This is a genomic window from Amycolatopsis sp. NPDC058340 (genome assembly GCF_042723975.1).
Taxonomy (GTDB): domain Bacteria; phylum Actinomycetota; class Actinomycetes; order Mycobacteriales; family Pseudonocardiaceae; genus Amycolatopsis.
The window spans coordinates 54,379-73,608 of record NZ_JBHXIB010000036.1; the positions used below are offsets into that span (position 1 = coordinate 54,379).

The window sequence follows — 19,230 nt, forward strand, 5'->3', positions numbered from 1 at the left end:
GGCGCCCCTGTTTTCGCTTTGGGTAACGGGAGTGTGACTTTCGCTTGATCGGCGTTCACGTTTTTTGTCGAATGCGTGCTCACCCAGCGGACTCGCGAGAAGCCACCGAACGAGTCATGTCACACTGGTCGAGGCCGGATTCTCCTCGGCCGACCCGTACTCACAGTGAGCAAGATGCCTCGCAAGCGAGTGAGGCCGTTCGCACACTGCGAAATACGGGTGGCCGGGGTTAATCCTGACGACCCTTGCAACGATGATGGAGACCGAGGATGGTCGTGGTGCTGTGCCTCGCTCTGTGATCAGTAGACAAAACGATATCTACAGAGCGCGCTTTGACCACTACGCCTCGTGACGCCATGATGTTCGAAGCACCACCGAGCCAGAACCGCGCGAACCCCCTCTCCGCGCACCGGGAGTAATGCGATGATGACCTTGACCACCCTCGACACGCTGGCCGCCGGCGAGCTCGGCACCGGCAACGTCCGTACCTGGCTGATCGACAACATCATCCCCCTGGTGCTGCTGGCCGTCGCGCTCCTCCTGTTGTGGCTTGGCGGTGGCAAAGGGGACAACGCGGGTGTCATGCGCCGACTCGCCGGTGTCGTGATCGCGCTGGCGATCATCGGCCTCGCGGTGAGTGGCGCCGGAGTCAACGTGGGCCAGTGGATCGCCGGCCTCTTCACAGGCTGAGGGCTCGCGTTGCGTATCCGCACCGATGACGAGGTTTACCGGGTCGATGCCGTATGGCTCGGCCCGCCGAAAGCGACTTTTCCCTGGAGAGCCCGCTACGTCGCGTGGCTCGTCGGTATCCCGGTCTTCCTGCTCGTGCTCACCGTCGAACGGTGGGCGGGCTGGAGCTTCGGGTTCTTCTCGACCGCCTGGGCCTTCGTCGCCACAATTGTGATCACCAGATTGATCACGGCCAAGATCAGCCACGAGCGCCCGCTGGGCGCCGTGGCCGCGATGGCGGCGAAAGAGCTCAACACACCAAGAGAACGGACCACGGGCACGGGTGGCGCCGCCAGCGCATCCCGCGTCCGGGTACGGGCGAACCGCCCGCTACCGAAGCACCGCAGGAGACGGCAGTACCAGCACCACGGCTACGGCGGCGGCGCCGGAGCTCAGGGAACACCACGAGCGCGTCGGAGCCGCCCCGCGGCTCGGGCCGGGAGGTAGTCGTTGTTCGGTCGCGGCGGAAGCCGAGGAAAACGTGATCGAGACCTGCAGCAAGGGGCCTGGCACCCGCCCCAGCAGGTCCGCTCCGCGCAGCCCAAGAAGGCCGGCAAGGGGAGGCGGTTGCCCGGCGAGGCGGCCATACCCTCCTATACCCCGTCGATAGCGGCGCGAAGCATCGACGGGCACTTGTTGCGCACCGGTTACGAGGTCTACGCCTGGTACCGGCTCGCGCCGCAGCGCTGGTCGTTCCGGTCGGACTCGCAGCGCCGCGACCTGATCGCGGCCATCGCCGGGCAGTACGCGGAGCTCCAGGGCCGCTGGCTGCACCTGCGCGTGACCAACCGGCCGTACCCGATCCGCATGTGGGCCGAGGCCCACGTGCACAACGCCGTCGGCCGTCCACAGGACGTCCAGGGCGCGCTGTCCTTCGACGACTACCTCATCGGCGAGCAGCAGCAGCTGATGGGCCGCTCGATGGCCGAAAAAGAGGTCTACCTCGGCGTCCAGGTCCAGACCAGGCGGATGATCGACCGCGCGGTCGAGAGCGCCGCCCCGGTGCTGCGCAAGATCCTGCCGGAGGCCGTCGACGCCGAGCTGGCCGCGCTCGACTCCGAGGTCGAACATCTCGACCAGGTGATCGGCTCCGCCGGGCTCGAAGGCCGTCCGGTGCACGCCGAGGAGATGTCCTGGCTGATGCACCGCTCGTGCTCGCTGGGCCTGCCCGCGCCGCGCAACATGCCCGCGGTCCCCGGCGCCGCCTGGGAGCCCGAGGATCTCGCCAGTTTCACCGACGCGGCGGATTTCCACGCCGAGCCGTACGCGCCGACGGTCACCGTCCGCGGCCGCACCGGATCGAACGCCGGGGTCTCGCGGCATCTCGCGGTCCTCACCGTCGGCCAGATGCACGGCCTGCAGATCCCCGAGGTCGACGACCCCTGGATCCAGCACGCGGACCGGCTGCCCGCCGCGGTCGAGGTGTCCGCGCGGATCTACGTCCGGCGCCCGGAAGAGGTCGCCGGTGAGCTGCAGCGCCAGATGAACAAGGTCCGCTCGCAGGTCAAGCACTACACCGACGAGCACGAACTGGAGCCGCCGCAGTCGCTGGCGCGCCAGGCGGGCCGGGTGCTGGAGATCGACGACGAGATGACGTCGGGCTTCACCGCGCTGGCCACCCGTGTGCGGTCGTGGTGGCGCCTCGCGGTGTCCGGGCCGACGGAGCGGGACGCGCTGCGCCTGGCCCAGCAGCTTCTCGACCTCTACAAGCCGAAGATCGCCGTCGAACATCCCGAGGCCCAGTACGCGCTGGCCAGGGAGTTCATCCCCGGCGAGCCACTGGCCTCGGCGGCGTACATGCGGCGCGGTTCGGTCGTGTGGGCGGCGTCGTCCGTGCCGACGGCGACGGCCGAGGTGGGCGACCGCCGCGGCATCCTGCTCGGCGAGACCGTGACGGCGACCCGGCGCCCGGTGGCGTGGGATCCGTGGATGGCGCAGGAGATCCGCGACGGTTCCGGCCTGACGGCGATGGTCGCGGGCCTCGGTGGCGGTAAGTCGTTCCTCGGCGGCGGCATCGTCTACAAGACGCTCCGCGCGGGCGCGCACTGGACGATCCTCGACCCCTCGGGTCCGCTGTCGCGGCTGTGCGACCTGCCCGAGCTGCGTCCGTACGCCCGGCCGATCAACCTGCTCAACGCGCAGCCCGGCATCCTCAACCCGTACCGGGTGGTCGCCGAGCCGCAGCTCGAGCATTTCATGGACGAGGACGACCCCGAGCGCTCCTGGCGGCGGGAGAAGGCCCTCGCGGGCGCGACCCGTCGCCGTCTCGTGCTCGACGTCCTCACCGGTGTCCTGCCGTACGAGGTCTCGCGGATGGCGCAGACCCGGATCGTGCTGCTGCGCGCCGTCCGCGCGGTCGGCGGCCGGTTCGACGCGGACCCGGGCCAGGTCATCGACGCGCTGCGGCGCGACTCCAGCGAGCACCACGAGCACGCCGTCGTCGTCGCGGACTTCCTCGACGAGATGCGCGAGCGGATGGCCCTGCTCATCCCGGAGAGTGACGCGGACCCGTACTCCGAGACCCGCGACGACCGGATGACCGTGCTGACCATGGCGGGGCTGACCCTGCCCAAGGACGGCGTCCCGCGCGAATACTGGACGGACGCGGAATCCCTCGGCGTCGAGATGCTGAACCTCGCCGCGTGGCTGACCCAGCGGTCGGTGTACGAGAAGCCGAAGGAACTGCGCAAGGGCGTCTGGATCGACGAGGCGTTCTTCCTCTCCGAGGTCCCGACCGGCCGCGTGCTGATGAACCGCTTCGCGCGAGACTCGCGGAAGTGGAACGTCCGTGTCCTGCTGTCCTCGCAGATCCCCGCGGACTTCCTGAAGATCCAGGGTTTCGTGGCGCTGCTGGACTCGGTGTTCGTCGGCCGTCTCGACGACGACGACGCACAGGCCGACGCGCTGCGCCTGCTGAAGGTCCCGGTCGGCGTCGGCTACGAACAGGTCGTCGCGGCATTGGGCCGCCGTCCCGGTTCGCAACGCGATCTCCAGCGCGACGTCGAGCCGCGGCAATTCATCTTCGGTGACGGCGCCGGCGGCGTGGAGCGGATCCGCGTCGACTTCTCCGGCCCGCACCTGGAGCACCTGCGCCGGGTCATGGACACCACGCCGGGTTCGCCCGACGCCAAACCGTCCAGGCCGGGCAACGAGCTCGCCGTCCCGGAGGAGAAGCCGTTCGTGGCTTCGCCACCGGAGGAGGACGACTTCGAGCTCGAAGAGGACCTCGAACTCGCGGCCGAACTCGAGGTCGGCCTCACCGACGAGCAGATGCTGGGCGCCCCGGATCCGCTCGCCGCGGAGACGGGCGAAGTCCAGGGCGCCGTCCAAAATGGACATAACGGTAACGGGGGTCAAGGCGAGCACGCGCGCGCCGGCAAGGGTGGCACCGGCAGGGATGCCGCATGAACACGGTGCTCACCCTGGCGTTCGTGCTCGCGTTCGCCGCCGGCTGGCACGCGCTGCGCCGACGGCTCAAAGAGGGGCCGCGGCCGGGCAAGACCAGACCGAGCCGTCGCGCGACGATGTTCGTCGTCGTGCTGATCCTGGGCCTGCAGGCCGTGGCGACCGCTCCGGCGGCGTCGGCCGCGGCCTGTGGTGAGGCGCCGAACCCGGAACGACCGGGCGCGGGCATGGTCGGCGCGCTCGACCCGCCCGCCACCGCCCGAGGCGAAGGCGGCAGCCCGTACAACGTCTACGGATACGCCGGACACGTCTGGGACACCTTCGAAACCGACTGCGGCCCGCTCGCCGGGATCACCTCGCCCAACTCGACGATCGACACCTGGGCGGGCAACCAGCTGTTCAACATCGGCAAGAACATCGTCGGTGCCACGAACTCGCTGCACTACACCGTGCTGCAGGGCAGCCTGCTCAGCCCGCTGTACAACGCCGTCAAGGCCGGGGCCGAGAAGGTCTACAACAACATCTACGCGCAGCTGTTCGGGCTGGCCGCGCTGATCATGTCGATCATGTTGTTCCGCAACATCTGGCGCGGCGATCTCGCCGCCGTCAGCAAACGGGCGCTGTACGGGCTCGCCGCGGTCTGGCTGGCCGCGTCCTCCTTGGCGCTGCTGAGATTCCTCGATCCGATCGACAACGCGATCGTGCAGACCACGACCAATATCCAGGCCGGGTTCATCGACGAGGCCAAGACCCCGCCGCCGTCCCAGCCGCAGCCGCCCGCGGCGCAGCCGTGCCAGGCGACCCCGGAGGCCGTCGCGGCGCGCCAGCCGTGGGACCGGGTCCCGACCGAACTGCATTGCCGGGTCGTCTACGACAACTGGCTCCGCGGGGAGTTCGGCAGCCCGGATTCGCCGCAGGCGATCCAGTACGGCCCGCCTCTTCTGGACGCGCGTGCCTTCACCTGGAGCCAGATCCAGCAGGGCGGCGACGCCGATGCCGCGTTGGTGGACTCCAAGAAGGCGGCGTTCAAGGACATCTCCACCAAACTCGGCCCCGCGACCGGGTACTTCACCGGTGAGGACGGCAGCCGCGTCGGCGCCGGTTTCCTCTCGCTGGGCCAGGGGATCTTCTATTCGCTGTTCCAGCTGCTGGCCAAGGCGACGGTGCTGCTCGCGCAGGTGCTGATCAGGATCTTCGTCCTGACGGCTCCGCTGATCGGCCTGATCGCGCTGCTGCAGCCGCAGATCATGCAGCGCATCCTGAAGGTGGTCGGCGCGGTCGCCTTCAACCTGATGGTGCTCTCGGTGCTGGCAGGCGTGCACACGCTGCTACTGGAAGCGATCTTCACGGCCGGGAACTCGTTGTCCCTGCTGACGAAGATGGTGCTGGCCGCCATCATCACCGTGCTGCTGTTCATGGTCGGCCGTCCCGTGCGGCGGCTGTGGCAGATGGTCGAGATGTCCGTCGGCATGGTCGGCGGCGCGATGCCCTCGCCGCGCGGCGGGCTGTTCTCCCGCTTCCGCAAGAAGAACAACGAACCGACCCCGCAGGACGCGTTCTGGCAGAACGTCCGCGACACCGACGACGTCGTCGACGGAGACCTTCGCGGTCCCGTCGGCGCGACGGTCGGCGGCGGGCGGTTCCGGCCCGAGGCGACGATCTTCGCCAGCTCCCAGCGGCTCGACAACGGTTCCGGCGCCATCCGTCCCGCGGCGGCCTGGTCGGGAGCGCCGTGGCCGGGTGCCGTCGGCGGTGGCGGCGGGCTGCCCGCGCTGCCCGCCGGTGGCGGTGGAGGTGTTCCCGTGTTCGGCCAGTACAACCCGTCCGCGGGCAATCCCGGCGACTCCATGTTCACCTCGGGCGGGCGGAGCCCGATCCAGGTCCCGAGCCGCCGGGTCGACACGTCGCCGGTCGCCGACCGGCGCTGGAGCGACGAACCGGAACCCGTCGTGGTGCCGTCGCGGATGAACTCCGCGGGTGGCGGCTACACCACGCCGGACTATTCGGGTGCCGTGCCGGCGCAGGCGGGTCCGTCGACCCCGCGTCCGCGCCGCGTCGACCCCGAAGTCGTCGCGGGCAAGCCGGTCTTCGTGCTGTACCGGCCGTCGCGCGGGCTGGAGGTCCGTGAGGAAGTCCGGGACACAGACCACGCAGTGGGCCGGTGACCCATGCCGATCCGGACCAACCGCGGGCGTACCGCGGTCTACCGCAGACTGTGGGGCTGGCCGCTTCGCTCGCCCCGCCATCTCGTCGGCACGCTGGTGATCCTCGCGGTCGTGCTCACCGCCTTGGGCATCCTGCTGCCCAAGGCCATCGGAAAACCGGGACAGACGGCCAACGGCCCGGGTGCCTCGGCGACGTCCACCTCGCGAACCGGCGTCGCGGCGCCGGTGACCGTGACGTCGACCTTGCCACCGAGGCTCACCACCCAGCCGCCGCCGTCTTCCGCGCCACCCGACCAGGACGGGATCCGGGTCGCCAAGGAGTGGGTGACGGCATGGGCGAATCATCCCGACGGCACGACGACCGAGCAGTGGCTGAACGGCCTGAAGCCGTACACCACCGAGGAGTACCTGGCCGGGGAAATGACCTCGGTGGATCCCGCGAACATCACCGCGACCAGGGTGACCGGCGAGCCGCAGGTCGCGTCCTCGCTGGCCGGGTCGATGGAGGTCGACGTCCCGACGGACGGGCCCAAGGTCCGGGTCACCGTCGTCAAGACGAACCCGGGATGGCGGGTCACCAAGTACACGCAAGCGGGCTGACCCGATGAAGATCGGGATCATCGTCGGCGTGCTGATCGCCGCGGTCTTCGCCGCGGTGGTCACCACGAGCACGGTCACCAAGGTGGTGACCGACCATGTGGAGGCGCAATCGGGCGGGGTCGTCAAGACCTCCTGCGACGCGTCGATCGGGCCGACCCTGCCGGGCCAGACCGATCGCGGTTCTTCGGACATCAACAAACTGGACGAGGAACAGAAGGGGATCGTCGCGCTGATCATCTCGATCGGCAAACAGCGCACGTTGTCCCCGCGCGCGTGGCAGGTGGCGATCCAGGCCGGGATGACCGAGTCCAAACTGCGGAACCTGACCTACGGCGACCGCGACTCGCTCGGCATCTTCCAGATGCGGCCGTCGATGGGCTGGGGCACCGTCGCGCAGGTCACCGACCCGCCGTACCAGGTCAACAAGTTCTACGACGTGCTGCTCGCGGTGCCGGACTGGGAGAACATGCGGCCCGGCGACGCCGCCCAGCGCGTCGAGCGCTCCGGCTTCCCAGACCGGTACCACAACTGGGAGCCGATGGCGGCGCTCCTCGTGCAGAACGAGGGCCAGATCGTCGACGTCGTCGGCTGCGGTACGAGCGTCGGCAGTGTCGTGCCGCCGAGCCAGGCGGCCGCGCAGGCCATCAAGTTCGCCCTCGCCGAGCAGGGGAAGCCGTACGTCTGGGGCGCCACCGGCCCGAACAGCTACGACTGTTCCGGGCTGATGCTGCGGGCCTACGAATCGGCCGGGATCATCCTGCCGCGCGTTTCCCGCGACCAGTACAAGGCGGGCGCGATGCTGCCGGTGCGGCAGGCGCAGCCTGGTGACCTGCTGTTCCTCGCCACCGTGCCGTCGAACCCGGCGACCATCCACCACGTGATGATGTACCTGGGTGACGGCAAGATCGTCGAAGCGCAGCAGACCGGGGTGCCGGTGCACATCCGCGACTTCTCCTTCGACGAGGCCGAAGTGGTGGCGCAGGCGGTCCGTCCTGGCGTTTAGCATGGTGAAAGCGTGGTATCGCGATCGCGGGACCATCGGATTCACCCGAAGTGGCGGCCTGTCCACCGGCGAGCGGCCGCACACTGGCAGAGGATGAAGAACGTGGCACGGAAATTCGGAAGGCGAGGCAAGCCCGCGGCGGGAGGCGGCCCGGAGGTCGATCCCCGCGATCTCTTCGGCACCGCCCAGCCCGCACGGCAGGCGGCGCGGCCGGCGTCGAGCACGCCGCTGGCCGACCAGCTGAACCAGGGCTGGCCGGGTGTCGATCCCGGTTACGTCGTGTTGCCGCGTTCGCTGGCCGAGGGGATGTCGCTGCCCTGGCAGCAGCAGATGGCCGCGTTGCTGGCCCAGTTCCACCAGGAGAACGGCCGGCTCGCCTGGCCGATCTACCGGGTGGTCCCGTCGCGCTACGAAAAACTCGTCGATCTCGACGAAGAGCAGCTGGCCGAGGCCGGCTACCTGGTCGAGATGGACACCGAAGGCGAGATGATCTACCGCGAGCGAAGCGGCCGGAAGGTCGAGGATCCGGCGAACACCACCGTGCTCGTCTCATGCCTGGACCCGATCCCGAAGCCTTCGCAGCGTCAGGCACCTCCGCCGCCTTCGCAGGCCGCGCCGCCCGCGACGGGGCAGCCGCCGCGCGCTCCGGCGCCGATGAACATCGGACCCGCGCCGGTGTGGCGCACGGTCACGCCGCCTTCCGGGCCGTCGGCTCCGCCGTTGCCGGGGAATCAGGGGGCGCCCGCTCCTCAGGCCCCTGGCGCGTCGGCTCCGGGGCCTCAGCCTGCTTCTCAGGCCCCTGGCGCGTCGGCTCCGGGGCCTCAGCCTGCTTCTCAGGCCCCTGGCGCGTCGGCTCCGGCGCCGCAGCCCGCTGCTCAGGCTCCTGCGGCACCGGTGCCCACGCCGCAGACACCAGCTTCGCAGCAGGCCGCGCCTCAGACCCCTACGCCTCCGGCGTCTGCTTCTCAGCCACAGGTGTCGCAGGCGCCGCCTCCGCTGCCCCAGCCCTCCCGAATGCAGCCGCCGCCGGTCAGCGCCCCTCCGGCCACTCCGGAGGTGCGGCCCGCCGCGGCGAGCCAGGCCGAGCCGGAGCCGCCTGTCACGGCTCCGCCGCCGGCCGCGATGCCGCAACCGGCGTCGCCTCCTCAGGGCGTCCCCGTCGCGCCGGAACCCGCGACCCCGCCGCGGGGTGTGCCGATGCACCGGGGCTGGTTCGACGAGCTCGCCGAGAACGTGCCCGAAAGCTCGAAGGTGGACCAGCCCGAGGGCGGCGAGTTCGGCCCGACCGGCGATCCGACGGAGATCCCCTACCGCTATCGCAAGTGATGACAGGACGTCCCGGTGATGTCAGGCTTGACGTATGTCGAGCGACCCGAACCCGGATCAGGGCTGGTACTTCAACACCAAGACGAACCAGGTCGAGCACCTGGAACGAGGCCGGAGCATCGACCTCCTCGGCCCGTACCCGGACGAGGCGACGGCCAGGCGCGCCCTGGAAATCGCCAAGGAACGCACGAGGCAGGCCGACGCCGAAGACGCCAAGTGGAACGGCGACTGACCCACTCGTGCGCGGCGACTCACGAGGCGCTTGAGCCGGGTCGTGACGGTCAGGGCCAACCGCGTCTTGCAGGGTGCACGGATGGCGCTTTCGCGTGATCGGGCGGACGACACGCGTGATGGGAGGGACGACACGCGTGATCGGGTGGACGACTCGTGGCGGGAACCCGGCCGCGATCGTGTCGTCCGCCGGATCACGCGCGTCGTCCGCCCAGTCACGTGACATCGCCGATGCCGGACCTCGTGAGTGGCGATAAGGGTTAGAACCCGAAACGCCACTCACGACCACCCGGGCCGATCGCTCGCCTGCCCTCTAGCGACGTTGCGAAAGCCACTTTCGCAACCTTCAGCGTTGCGAAAGTGGCTTTCGCAACACGCCACCTTTGCCTTGCCGCTCAAAGCAGCTGCCGTGCCCATTCGGTGATCACGGCGGCGGTCTTCGCCGGTTGGTCTTCGGCCGTGTACGCGTAGCTGTCGGGAATGGTCTTCAGCGGAGCGCCCAGCCGTTCGGCGAACCGGCGCGCGTGGGCGAGCGGGAACACGTGATCCTCGGCCGCCCAGGCCAGCAGGATCGGTTTGGCGAAGGAGCCGGTGAGGCGGGCCGCCGCCTCGCGGCTGTACCGCGCGGACACGCTGCCGATGGCCTTGCGGCCGTCGTGGCGGATCGCCGGATCGGTCAGCACCGGGCCGATGAAGCTCTCCATGGCCCTGGCGTCGATCGGGTACTTGGCCAGCCAGCCGTAGGTGTTGCGCCAGCGCCAGGTGCGGCGGATCCGCAGCGCCTGGTAGAGCGCCCGATAGGTCGCCGGATGGGCGGCGGTCGCTTTGAGGAGCCCGAAACCACCGGGGCCGGGCGGCCAGGAACACTCCGGGGTTTCGCAGCTGTTGAGGACCAGTCGCGCGATCCGGCCGGGGTACGTGGTGGCGGCGATCTGGCTGTAGGCGCCGCCGGAATCGTTGCCGATCAGCGTGACGCCGGTCAGGTCGAGCGCTTCGAGGAACTGTGCGATCACGGCGGCCATCCCCGGCGGGGTCAGGTCGGCGTCCCGCCGCATCGGGACCAGGTGGCCGCCGAGCGGCCAATCCGGGGTGACACAGCGGAAAGCGGGGGAGAGCAGCGGGACGAGCGCACGCCAGAGGTTCGCGTTCACCAGGTAGCCGTGGACGAAGACGAGCACCGGCCCGGTCCCGGTCTCGTGATAACGCACGGTCCCCGAGGGGAGTTCGGCCTCCTTCACCGCGCCGAGCCGGGGATCGCGCCAGCCGGCACCTGCCCAGTTCGTCATGCCAGCCGCCTTTCCCCGGAGACTTCTTGTAACCGTTGCAAGAACTGTAGCGTGGTTCTTACAACGGTTACAAGAACCGCTAGACTCACCGGGTGGACCCGCGCAAGGAACGGACCATCGCTGCGCTCCTGCGCGCCGCGGACGAGGTCTTTCGAGAACGCCCCGTCGACGACGTCACCGTCGAGGAGATCGCCGAACGGGCGAACGTCGCGGTCGGCTCGCTCTACAACCACTTCGGTTCGAAGGCCGGCCTGCACGCGGCGGTGGTGGAGCGCGCGCTCCAGGCCGACCGCGAGTACATGGACCGCGCCTATGTCCCCGGCCGGACGCCGATCGAGCAGATCTACGCCGCGGCCGACGAGTACCTGGCGTTCTACCTGGCCAATCCCGACTACTTCCGGATGCTGGCGTTCCCCCGCGAGCCGGGCGGCTACGCGGCGGGCCACGAACTCGCCGAGCGGCTCGCCCGGTCGGTCGCCGAGCAGAACGCGCGCCTCGTGCGAGCCCTGCGTGAGGGGATGGAGGCGGGCGACTTGCGGGACGTCGACGCCGACGAGGCCGCCACCGTGCTGTGGGCGGCGTGGAACGGCGTCATCAGTCTCGGCTGGCGGCCGGATGCCTTGCGTCGTGACGAAAAGCAGCTTCGCCGGCTGCTCGCCGTGGCCACGGAGATCGCCGCGAAAGGCCTGCTCGCGCGTTAGTCGGCCTGCGGGTCCCAGGTCAGCAGCCGGACCTTGCTGACGGTCTGGACATGCTGTCGCATCGCGTTCGCGGCCGCCTTCGGGGCGCCCGCCCGGATGGCCTCGGCGATCTTGTGGTGCTGGCTCAGCGAACGCCAGGGCCTGCCGGGCTGCCGCAGCGACTCGTTCCGGCTTTCCGCGATCTGCGTGTCGATCGAGCGCATGAACTCGGCGAGGAGGGCGTTGTTCGCGGCCGCGGTGATCGCTTCGTGGAACCGGCGGTCGCCTTCGGCGCCGTGCCCGCCGTCCTCGATCTCGGACTTCATGAACTCCAGTGCCGCGTCGATGGCGGCGAGATCCTCGTCGGATCGCCGCAGTGCGGCCAGCTCCGCGAGCTTGGTCTCCATCGCCTCGCGGGCTTCGAGCACTTCCGGCAGTCGGCTGCGACGGGCGACGAGTTCGTCGACCGGTTCGACGTCGAGGTGGTCGTTGCGCAGGTAGGTGCCCCCGCCGTGGCGGGACTCGAGCAGCCCCTGCACTTCGAGCACGACGATCGCCTGCTTGATCGACGCGCGGCTGACCCCGAGCCGCTCGGCGAGGTCGCGTTCGCTGGGGAGCTTGTCTCCCGCGTGCAGGCCGGACTCCTCGACGTGCGCCTTGATCCGCTCGACGACCTGCTCGTAGAGCTTCGCCCGGTTCAACCGGCTCAACGCCTCCGGCACCCGGCCCCCTCCCTTGACTGGACAAGTGGCTAAGCCAATTTACCACTCATCCCTTGACAGGTTGAGCCACTCGCAGGGAAAGTGGCTCAGCCACTAGTCCACTCGGCCACTCGCCAGGGGGCTCCCGCCGTCAAGGAGGACGGTCATGTCCGCCCAGCTGATCTCGATCCTCGTCCTCGTGGTGATCTTCGCCCTCGCCACGACCCGCTCGATCAACATGGGGGCGCTCGCCTTCGCCGGCGCGTTCCTCGTCGGCACCCTCGCCGGTGGACTGGACACCGACGGCATCTTCGCCGGTTTCCCCGGCGACATCTTCGTGGTGCTGGTGGGGGTCACCTACCTGTTCGCCATCGCCAGGGCCAACGGCACCACCGACTGGCTGGTGGCCGCGGCCGTCCGGCTGGTCGGCGGCCGGATCGCGCTCATCCCCTGGGTGATGTTCGTGGTCACCGGCGCGCTGACGGCGATCGGCGCGGTGAGCCCGGCGGCCTGCGCGATCGTCGCGCCGATCGCGCTCGGATTCGCCGCCCGCTACAAGATCAGCCCGCTGCTGATGGGCGCGATGGTGGTGCACGGCGCGCAGGGCGGCGGGTTCTCGCCGATCAGTGTCTACGGCTCGATCGTCAACGGGATCGTCGAACGCAACCACATCGCCGGCAGCCCCGTCGTGCTGTTCTTCGCGAGCCTGGGCATGAACCTCGCCATCGCGGGCGTCCTCTTCGTCGTCCTCGGCGGGACCAAACTGCGGCGCCGTCAGCTCGTGACGGCGGGCGCCGGCGGAGCCGGGGCCGACGAGGAACCGCTGCCGCACGAACAGCGCATTCCCTTGGACGGGCCCAAGATCGTGACGCTGACCGGCCTGGTCGCGCTCGTGGTCGGCACCCTGGTGTTCGATCTCGATCCCGGGCTGACCGCCATCACCGTCGCCGTCCTGCTGAGCGTCGCGTGGCCCAAGACCAGCCGCTCCGCGGTCTCCGAGATCACCTGGCCGACGGTGCTGCTGATCTGCGGCGTGCTGACCTACGTGGCGGTGCTGAAGGAGATCGGGACCATCGACTACGTCGGCAACGCGGTCACCACCGTGGGGATCCCGCTGCTCGCGGCGCTCCTCCTTTGCTACATCGGCGGTGTCGTCTCCGCCTTCGCGTCTTCGGTCGGGCTGATGGGCGCGCTCATCCCGCTCGCCGTCCCGTTCCTGGCGCAGGGCACGATCGGGCCGGTCGGCATGATCGCCGCCCTCGCGGTCTCGGCGACGATGGTGGACGTCAGTCCCTTCTCCACCAACGGCGCGCTCGTCCTCGCCAACGCGAAGGACGTCGACCGCGACAAGTTCTTCAAACAACTTCTGGTCTACGGGGCGCTCGTGGTGGCCGTCGTGCCGCTCATCGCCTGGCTCGTGTTCGTCGTGCCCAACTGGGGCTGAGGAGGAGATCCATGCTGTCCGGACTGACCGCCGGGAACGACCGCGCCGCGCTGCGGTTCGGCGACGAATCCCTGACCTACGGCGAACTCGCGTCCGTCGCGGGCCCGCTCGCCGCCGGGCTCACCGGTCGCACGCGGGTCGCCGTGTGGGCGACACCGACCCTGCGGACCTGCGTCGCGATCGTCGCCGCGCTGACCGCCGGGGTCCCGGTGGTGCCGATCAATCCGAAGGCCGGATCACGCGAACTGGCGCATATCGTCGCCGACAGCGCACCAGATCTCGTGCTGGCCGAGCCGGACGTCGCGTTGCCGCCGGAACTCGGGGCACTGCAGCGGGTGCCGGTCGAGCTGGACACCGAAGGCACGCCGTGGCGGGGCGACGAACCGGATCCGGAGGCTCCGGCGTTCGTGATCTACACCTCGGGCACCACCGGGCCGCCGAAGGGAGTCCTCCTGCCGCGCCGGGCGGTGGCGTCGAATCTCGACGCGCTCGCCGAGATCTGGGACTGGACCGAAGCCGACGTCCTCGTGCACGCCCTCCCGCTTTTCCATGTGCACGGCCTGATCCTGGGTGTGGTCGGCCCGTTGCGGCGGGGCGGCTCGCTGCACCACCTCGGGCGGTTCTCGAGCGAAGCGGCCGCGAAGGAACTCGCCGGGGAAGGGACGATGCTCTTCGGTGTCCCGACGATGTATCACCGGCTGGCGGCCGACTGCGAGGCCGATCCCGCGCTGGCCGCCGGGGTGGGCGCGGCGCGGCTGCTCGTCTCGGGTTCGGCGGCCCTGCCCGCGACCGACCACGAGCGGATCACCGCCGCGACCGGGCAGCGGGTCGTCGAACGCTATGGCATGACCGAGACGCTGATGAACTGCGGTGTCCGGGCCACCGGGGACCGGCGGCCCGGCGCGGTCGGCCCGCCGGTGCCCGGCGTCGAACTGAGGCTGGTCGACGACGCCGGGGAACCGCTCGACGGTGAGACGGTCGGCGAGATCGAGGTCCGCGGCCCGAACCTGTTCCTCGGCTACCTGAACCGGCCGGACGCCACCGAGGCCGCGCTGCACGACGGATGGTTCAAGACCGGCGACATGGCGATGCGCGATCCGGACGGCTACGTGCGCATCGTGGGCCGTCGCGCCACCGACCTGATCAAGAGCGGCGGCTACAAGATCGGCGCGGGCGAGATCGAGAACGCGCTTCTGGAGCATCCGGGGGTCGCCGAAGCGGCCGTCACCGGGGAACCGGACGACGACCTCGGCGAGCGCATCGTGGCCTGGATCGTCCCCGCCGAGGACAAGCCGACGGCGGGCGAACTCGCCGACCACGTCGCCGGGCTGCTGTCACCGCATAAGCGGCCGCGTGTGGTGCACTACCTGGAAGCGTTGCCCCGCAACGAGATGGGCAAGGTCCTCAAGCGGGCGCTCCATGACTGACCCGCTGGGCTGGGCCGGTTACGCCGATTCCCTGGCGCGTGCCAGGGAACGTACGGGCACGGACGAGTCGGTCGTCTGGGACCGCGCGAAGATCGGCGGCCACGAGGTCGTGACGATCCGCTTCGAGTTCGGCTTCCTGGGCGGTTCGGTCGGCACCGGGACCGGCGCGCTGCTCGAAGAGGCGCTCGATCAGGCGTGCGCACACAGGCTTCCCGTCGTCTCCCTGTTGTCGACGGGCGGGACCCGGATGCAGGAAGGCGTTCCCGCGCTGCGGCAGCTACAGCGGATCGCGCGCGGTCTCGCGCGGCTGCGGGAAGACGGACTGCCGCATGTCACCGTCGCGCGCCATCCCACCACCGGCGGGGTGTGGGCTTCCCTCGGCGCCGACGCCGACGTGGTGCTCGCCGTGCCCGGTGCACAGGTGGGCTTCGCCGGACGCCGGGTGCGGCCGCGGCGCTACGCCGACGATCCCGCTTATACGGCGGAAAACCAGTACGCGGCCGGATATGTCGACGAACTGGTGGCCGAGGAGGCGATCGCCGACCGGCTGGAGGTCTGGCTCGGCCTGCTGACCGGCGGTTCCCGGAACCGTCCGGCGGATCTGCCCCGCGCGCTCGGCGCCCTCGACGCCGCACCCGACGGCTGGCGGGCCGTCGAACGTGCCCGGTCGGCGGACCGGCCGCGCGCGGACGCTTACCTCGACGACTACTTCGACACCCGCGTCACCTTCCGGGGCGGCGTCGACGACGGCGCCGTCTGCGGGATCGGCAGCCGGGGCGGACGGGCGATCGCGTTCGCCGCGCAGACCGGGACGGCGACCACGCCCGGCGGTTTCCGGTCGGCGACCCGGCTGATCCGGCTCGCCGACCGGCTGGGACTGCCGGTGCTGACGCTCGTCGACACCCCGGGCGCGGCCGCCGATCCGGCCGCGGAGACCGGCGGCGTCGGGAACGCGATCGCCGGACTGTTCGGCACGATCGCGGCGGCGGCGGTGCCGATCACCACCCTGGTGATCGGCGAAGGAGGATCGGGCGGCGCGCTCGCCTTCTGTTCGGCGGACCGGATCTGGCTCACCCCGGACGCCTGTTTCACCGTCATCGCCCCGGAACTGGCGGCCGGGATCCTCAAGCGGGGGCACGAAGACGTCCCCGCCCTCGCCGACGCGCTCAAGCCACGCCCCGAAGATCTGCTCGCCCTCGGTGCCATCGACGGTATCGCGGGACCGGAACCGGTCACCTTCGTGAGATAAGGGGTTCGACATGTTCAAGCGGATATCCGCCGCGGTGCTCGCCGCGGCCTCGCTCGCTCTCCTGGCCACCCCGCCCGCGCAGGCGGGCGGGCCCGCGCGCTACGTCGCCATGGGCAGCTCCTTCGCGGCAGGGCCGGGAATCCCGCCGCAGCAGCCCGGAACCCCGGCGGCGTGCGGACGTTCGACGAAGAACTACGCGAGTCTCCTCGCCGGGGAACGCGGCCTGGCCCTCACCGATGTCACCTGCAGCGGCGCGACGACGGCGAACATCCTCACCACCGGACAGGCCGGGCAGCCGCCGCAGATCGAGGCCGTCACCCGGGACACCCGGCTCGTGACGATCACCATCGGCGGCAACGACGTCGGCTACGTCGGAAGCCTGTTCGCCTACGCCTGCCAGAACACCGGGGGCGCGAACTGCGGCCAGGTCGACCAGGACGCCGTCCGCACGGCGCTCACCACGGTGCACGAGAAGATCGGTGCCGTCATCGAGGCGGTCCATCGGCGCGCGCCGCGGGCACGGGTGCTGGTCGTCGACTATCTGACGATCGTTCCGGGCATCAGGCCCGCCTGCGACGGCGTTCCGCTCACCCCGGAGCAACTCGCCTTCGAACGCGAGGTGGCGGACCGGCTGGCGGCGGCGACCCGGCGGGCGGCGCGCGACGAGCGGGCCACGCTGATCCCGGCGGCCGCGGCCAGCGCGGAGCACGACGCCTGCGCCGCCGTGCCGTGGATGGAGCGATACGCGACCGCGCAGGGCCGCGTGCCGTACCACCCGAACGAGGCCGGGATGGCGGCCGTCGCGGACCTGATCACGGAACGCCTGCGCTAGCCGCGCGGAAGGTGCGCCGGTAGCTGTCCGGCGGCACGCCGACGGTCCGGTTGAAATGCCGCCGCAACGTCGCGGCGGTGCCCATCCCGGTGGCCTCGGCGATCAGGTCGACGCTGTCGTCGGTCCGCTCCAGGAGTTCCTGCGCGCGGCGGATGCGCTGGGTCAGCAGCCAGCGCAGCGGCGTCGTCCCGGTCGCCGACCGGAAATGCCGGGCCAGGTTGCGTGAACTCATGTTGGCCTGCCGGGCGAGGTCCTCGACGGTCAGCGGCCGGTCCAGCCGTTCGGTGACCCAGGGGAGCAGCCCGCCGAGCGGATGGTCGTCCTGGTCGGGCACCGGGGTGGTGACGAACTGGGCCTGCCCGCCCGCGCGATGCGGCGGGACGACCAGACGGCGGGCGACGGTGTTCGCGACCGCCGAACCGTGGTCGCGGCGGACCAGGTGCAGGCACAGGTCCATCGCGGCGGCCTTGCCCGCCGAGGTGAGCACACTGCCGTTGTCGACGTAGAGGACGTCCGGATCGACCTCGACCGACGGATATCGGGCGGCGAGGACGTCGGTGTGCGCCCAATGTGTCGTCGCGCGGCGGCCGTCGAGCAGGCCGGCGGCAGCCAGGACGAACGCACCGGTGCAGAGGGAGGCGACCCGCGCGCCGGCTTCGTGGGCGGCGCGCACGGCCTCGACCAGGTCCGTGGGCGGATCGACGTCGATGTCGGCCCAGCCGGGGACGATGACGGTGCCGGCGCGCGCGAGGCGTTCGAGCCCGTGATCCGGTTCGAGCAGGAAACGTCCGACCTTCACCGGCTTCGAGCCGTAGACACCGAATTCGTACAGACCCGTGTCGAAGACCTCGTGGGCGATGGACAGCTCGAACTGCAGCATGCCGTCCGTGGCGGTGAGGGCGACCGTACTCATGTCCGAAAGTGTACGCATGATGGCGTTCCGGACACTGTCGATCGGCGGGATCCGCCGACAGGATGGTCCACAGTGGATCGACCGAGGGCAGGAGAAACCATGGGGACGTATGACATCGCGGTGTTCGGGGCCTACGGGCACACCGGGCGGTTCGTGGTGGCGGAATTGCGCGAGCGCGGATTCGGCGTGCTCGCCGTGGGGCGCGACGAGGCCAAACTGCGCGGCCTGCCTCGGTCCGGCGTCGAGATCCGGCAGGCTTCGGTCGACGACCCGGCTTCGCTCGACCGCGCGTTCGCGGGGGCGGACGCGGTGATCAACGCCGCCGGGCCGTTCGCCGACACCGCCGCCCCGGTGATCGAAGCGGCGCTGCGGGCCGGTGTCCCGTATCTGGACGTGGCCGCGGAACTCGAAGCGAACATGGACACGTTCGCGGACTTCGGCGACCGCGCCGGGGGAGCGACGGTGGTCCCGGCGATGGCGTTCTTCGGCGGGCTCGGCGACCTGATGGTCACCGCGGCGATGGGCGACTGGACTTCCGCGGACGAAGCGCATATCGCGTACGCGCTGAGCAGCTGGCACCCGACGGAGGGGACCCGCGCGGCGGGCAGGGTCTCGCGGGAACGGCGCGACGGCAAGCGGATCCGCTTCTCCGGCGGCCGGATCGAACGCCGCGAGGACGCGCTGCCGGAGCTGGACTGGGATTTCCCCGCGCCGCTCGGGACCCGCGCCGTGCTCGGCGAGTTCACGATGGCTGACGTCGTCACCGTCCCGAGCCATCTCGACATTCCCGAAGTGACCACGTACATGACCGTGAACGCGGCTCGCGAGGTGGTGAGGCCCGAGACGCCGACCCGCGCCGCGGACGGCCCGTCTTCGCAGGAGTTCGTGGTCGACGTCGTCGTGCGGTCCGGTGGCGGGGAACGGCGGATCGTCGCGCGGGGGCAGGACATCTACGCGATCACGGCGCCGCTGGTGGTGGAGGCCGTCCAGCGGGTGCTCGACGGGCGGACCAAGGCGACCGGGGTCGTGTCGGCGGGCGGGATCTTCGACGCGGCAGGTTTCCTGGCGGCGCTGGCACCGCGGGTGACGGTGGAGGGGCTCGGCCTTCCTGGGTGAGTGGCTGGCAGGGCAGGGGAGGCGGGGTGGGGGGGGGGGGGGCGGCCGCAACAGCCCGGAGAAGACAGTCGTAGAGAGAGCCAACAAGCAGGGGGGGACCCCGGCCGCACCAACGGCCACGAG

General features: G+C 70.5%; 17 protein-coding genes. 14 read left to right on the plus strand and 3 right to left on the minus strand.

Annotated features, from left to right (window positions below):
• The first annotated feature begins 423 nt into the window (after positions 1-423).
• From ACFWIW_RS30210 to ACFWIW_RS30245, 8 genes are all read left to right on the plus strand, one after another.
• Positions 424-690 (plus strand): hypothetical protein, encoded by a 267-nt coding sequence (locus ACFWIW_RS30210; RefSeq protein ID WP_005166545.1) that lies wholly within the window; start codon positions 424-426, stop codon positions 688-690.
• Positions 691-699: 9 nt separating this feature from the next.
• Positions 700-1,176, plus strand: a complete 477-nt coding sequence (locus ACFWIW_RS30215) for a hypothetical protein (RefSeq protein ID WP_076153445.1) — start codon at positions 700-702, stop codon at positions 1,174-1,176.
• Positions 1,177-1,179: 3 nt separating this feature from the next.
• Positions 1,180-4,137, plus strand: a complete 2,958-nt coding sequence (locus ACFWIW_RS30220; RefSeq protein ID WP_340684353.1) for an ATP-binding protein — start codon at positions 1,180-1,182, stop codon at positions 4,135-4,137.
• A complete protein-coding gene (locus ACFWIW_RS30225; RefSeq protein WP_378371599.1) occupies positions 4,134-6,299 on the plus strand; it encodes a magnesium transporter in 2,166 nt (721 codons plus the stop codon). Before ACFWIW_RS30220 ends, ACFWIW_RS30225 begins: the two co-directional genes overlap by 4 nt.
• Before the next feature lie 3 nt (positions 6,300-6,302).
• Positions 6,303-6,899 (plus strand): hypothetical protein, encoded by a 597-nt coding sequence (locus tag ACFWIW_RS30230; protein WP_378371600.1) that lies wholly within the window; start codon positions 6,303-6,305, stop codon positions 6,897-6,899.
• A 4-nt stretch (positions 6,900-6,903) separates the two neighbouring features.
• The gene (locus ACFWIW_RS30235) at positions 6,904-7,902 is read left to right on the plus strand and encodes a C40 family peptidase (RefSeq protein WP_378371601.1); all 999 of its coding nucleotides are present in this window, start codon (positions 6,904-6,906) and stop codon (positions 7,900-7,902) included.
• Positions 7,903-7,995: 93 nt separating this feature from the next.
• A complete protein-coding gene (locus ACFWIW_RS30240; RefSeq protein ID WP_378371602.1) occupies positions 7,996-9,228 on the plus strand; it encodes a hypothetical protein in 1,233 nt (410 codons plus the stop codon).
• A gap of 34 nt (positions 9,229-9,262) precedes the next feature.
• A complete protein-coding gene (locus ACFWIW_RS30245; RefSeq protein ID WP_016331585.1) occupies positions 9,263-9,460 on the plus strand; it encodes a hypothetical protein in 198 nt (65 codons plus the stop codon).
• 394 nt (positions 9,461-9,854) lie between these two features.
• Here ACFWIW_RS30245 and ACFWIW_RS30250 read toward each other — a convergent pair whose 3' ends face one another.
• Positions 9,855-10,745, minus strand: a complete 891-nt coding sequence (locus ACFWIW_RS30250) for an alpha/beta fold hydrolase (RefSeq protein ID WP_378371603.1) — start codon at positions 10,743-10,745, stop codon at positions 9,855-9,857.
• A 92-nt stretch (positions 10,746-10,837) separates the two neighbouring features.
• On the opposite strand from ACFWIW_RS30250, the gene ACFWIW_RS30255 reads away from it, so the two are divergent.
• Positions 10,838-11,446, plus strand: a complete 609-nt coding sequence (locus ACFWIW_RS30255; protein WP_378371604.1) for a TetR/AcrR family transcriptional regulator — start codon at positions 10,838-10,840, stop codon at positions 11,444-11,446.
• Here the strand turns inward: ACFWIW_RS30255 and ACFWIW_RS30260 are convergent.
• Positions 11,443-12,147: a FadR/GntR family transcriptional regulator gene (locus tag ACFWIW_RS30260; RefSeq protein ID WP_350593177.1), complete on the minus strand. Its 705-nt coding sequence runs from the start codon at positions 12,145-12,147 to the stop codon at positions 11,443-11,445. The genes ACFWIW_RS30255 and ACFWIW_RS30260 overlap by 4 nt on opposite strands.
• Before the next feature lie 145 nt (positions 12,148-12,292).
• Between ACFWIW_RS30260 and ACFWIW_RS30265 the strand changes: the two genes are divergently transcribed.
• Genes ACFWIW_RS30265 through ACFWIW_RS30280 form a run of 4 tightly spaced genes read left to right on the plus strand, consistent with a single transcriptional unit; the run spans position 12,293 to position 17,078 of the window.
• Positions 12,293-13,570 (plus strand): SLC13 family permease, encoded by a 1,278-nt coding sequence (locus ACFWIW_RS30265; protein WP_378371605.1) that lies wholly within the window; start codon positions 12,293-12,295, stop codon positions 13,568-13,570.
• 11 nt (positions 13,571-13,581) lie between these two features.
• Complete coding sequence (locus tag ACFWIW_RS30270) at positions 13,582-14,997, plus strand: acyl-CoA synthetase (protein WP_378371606.1); 1,416 nt, start codon at positions 13,582-13,584, stop codon at positions 14,995-14,997.
• Complete coding sequence (locus ACFWIW_RS30275) at positions 14,990-16,246, plus strand: carboxyl transferase domain-containing protein (protein ID WP_378371607.1); 1,257 nt, start codon at positions 14,990-14,992, stop codon at positions 16,244-16,246. Before ACFWIW_RS30270 ends, ACFWIW_RS30275 begins: the two co-directional genes overlap by 8 nt.
• Before the next feature lie 10 nt (positions 16,247-16,256).
• Positions 16,257-17,078 carry an SGNH/GDSL hydrolase family protein gene (locus ACFWIW_RS30280; RefSeq protein ID WP_378371608.1) on the plus strand — a complete coding sequence of 274 codons (822 nt, stop codon included), beginning with the start codon at positions 16,257-16,259 and terminating at the stop codon, positions 17,076-17,078.
• Here ACFWIW_RS30280 and ACFWIW_RS30285 read toward each other — a convergent pair.
• Positions 17,059-17,991 carry a helix-turn-helix domain-containing protein gene (locus ACFWIW_RS30285; protein WP_378371609.1) on the minus strand — a complete coding sequence of 311 codons (933 nt, stop codon included), beginning with the start codon at positions 17,989-17,991 and terminating at the stop codon, positions 17,059-17,061. The two genes, ACFWIW_RS30280 and ACFWIW_RS30285, sit on opposite strands and share 20 nt — an antisense overlap.
• 99 nt (positions 17,992-18,090) lie before the next feature.
• Here ACFWIW_RS30285 and ACFWIW_RS30290 point away from each other — a divergent pair, with 99 nt between their 5' ends.
• Positions 18,091-19,107, plus strand: coding sequence for a saccharopine dehydrogenase family protein (locus tag ACFWIW_RS30290; RefSeq protein ID WP_378371610.1), 1,017 nt, complete (start codon positions 18,091-18,093; stop codon positions 19,105-19,107).
• Positions 19,108-19,230 lie beyond the last annotated feature (123 nt).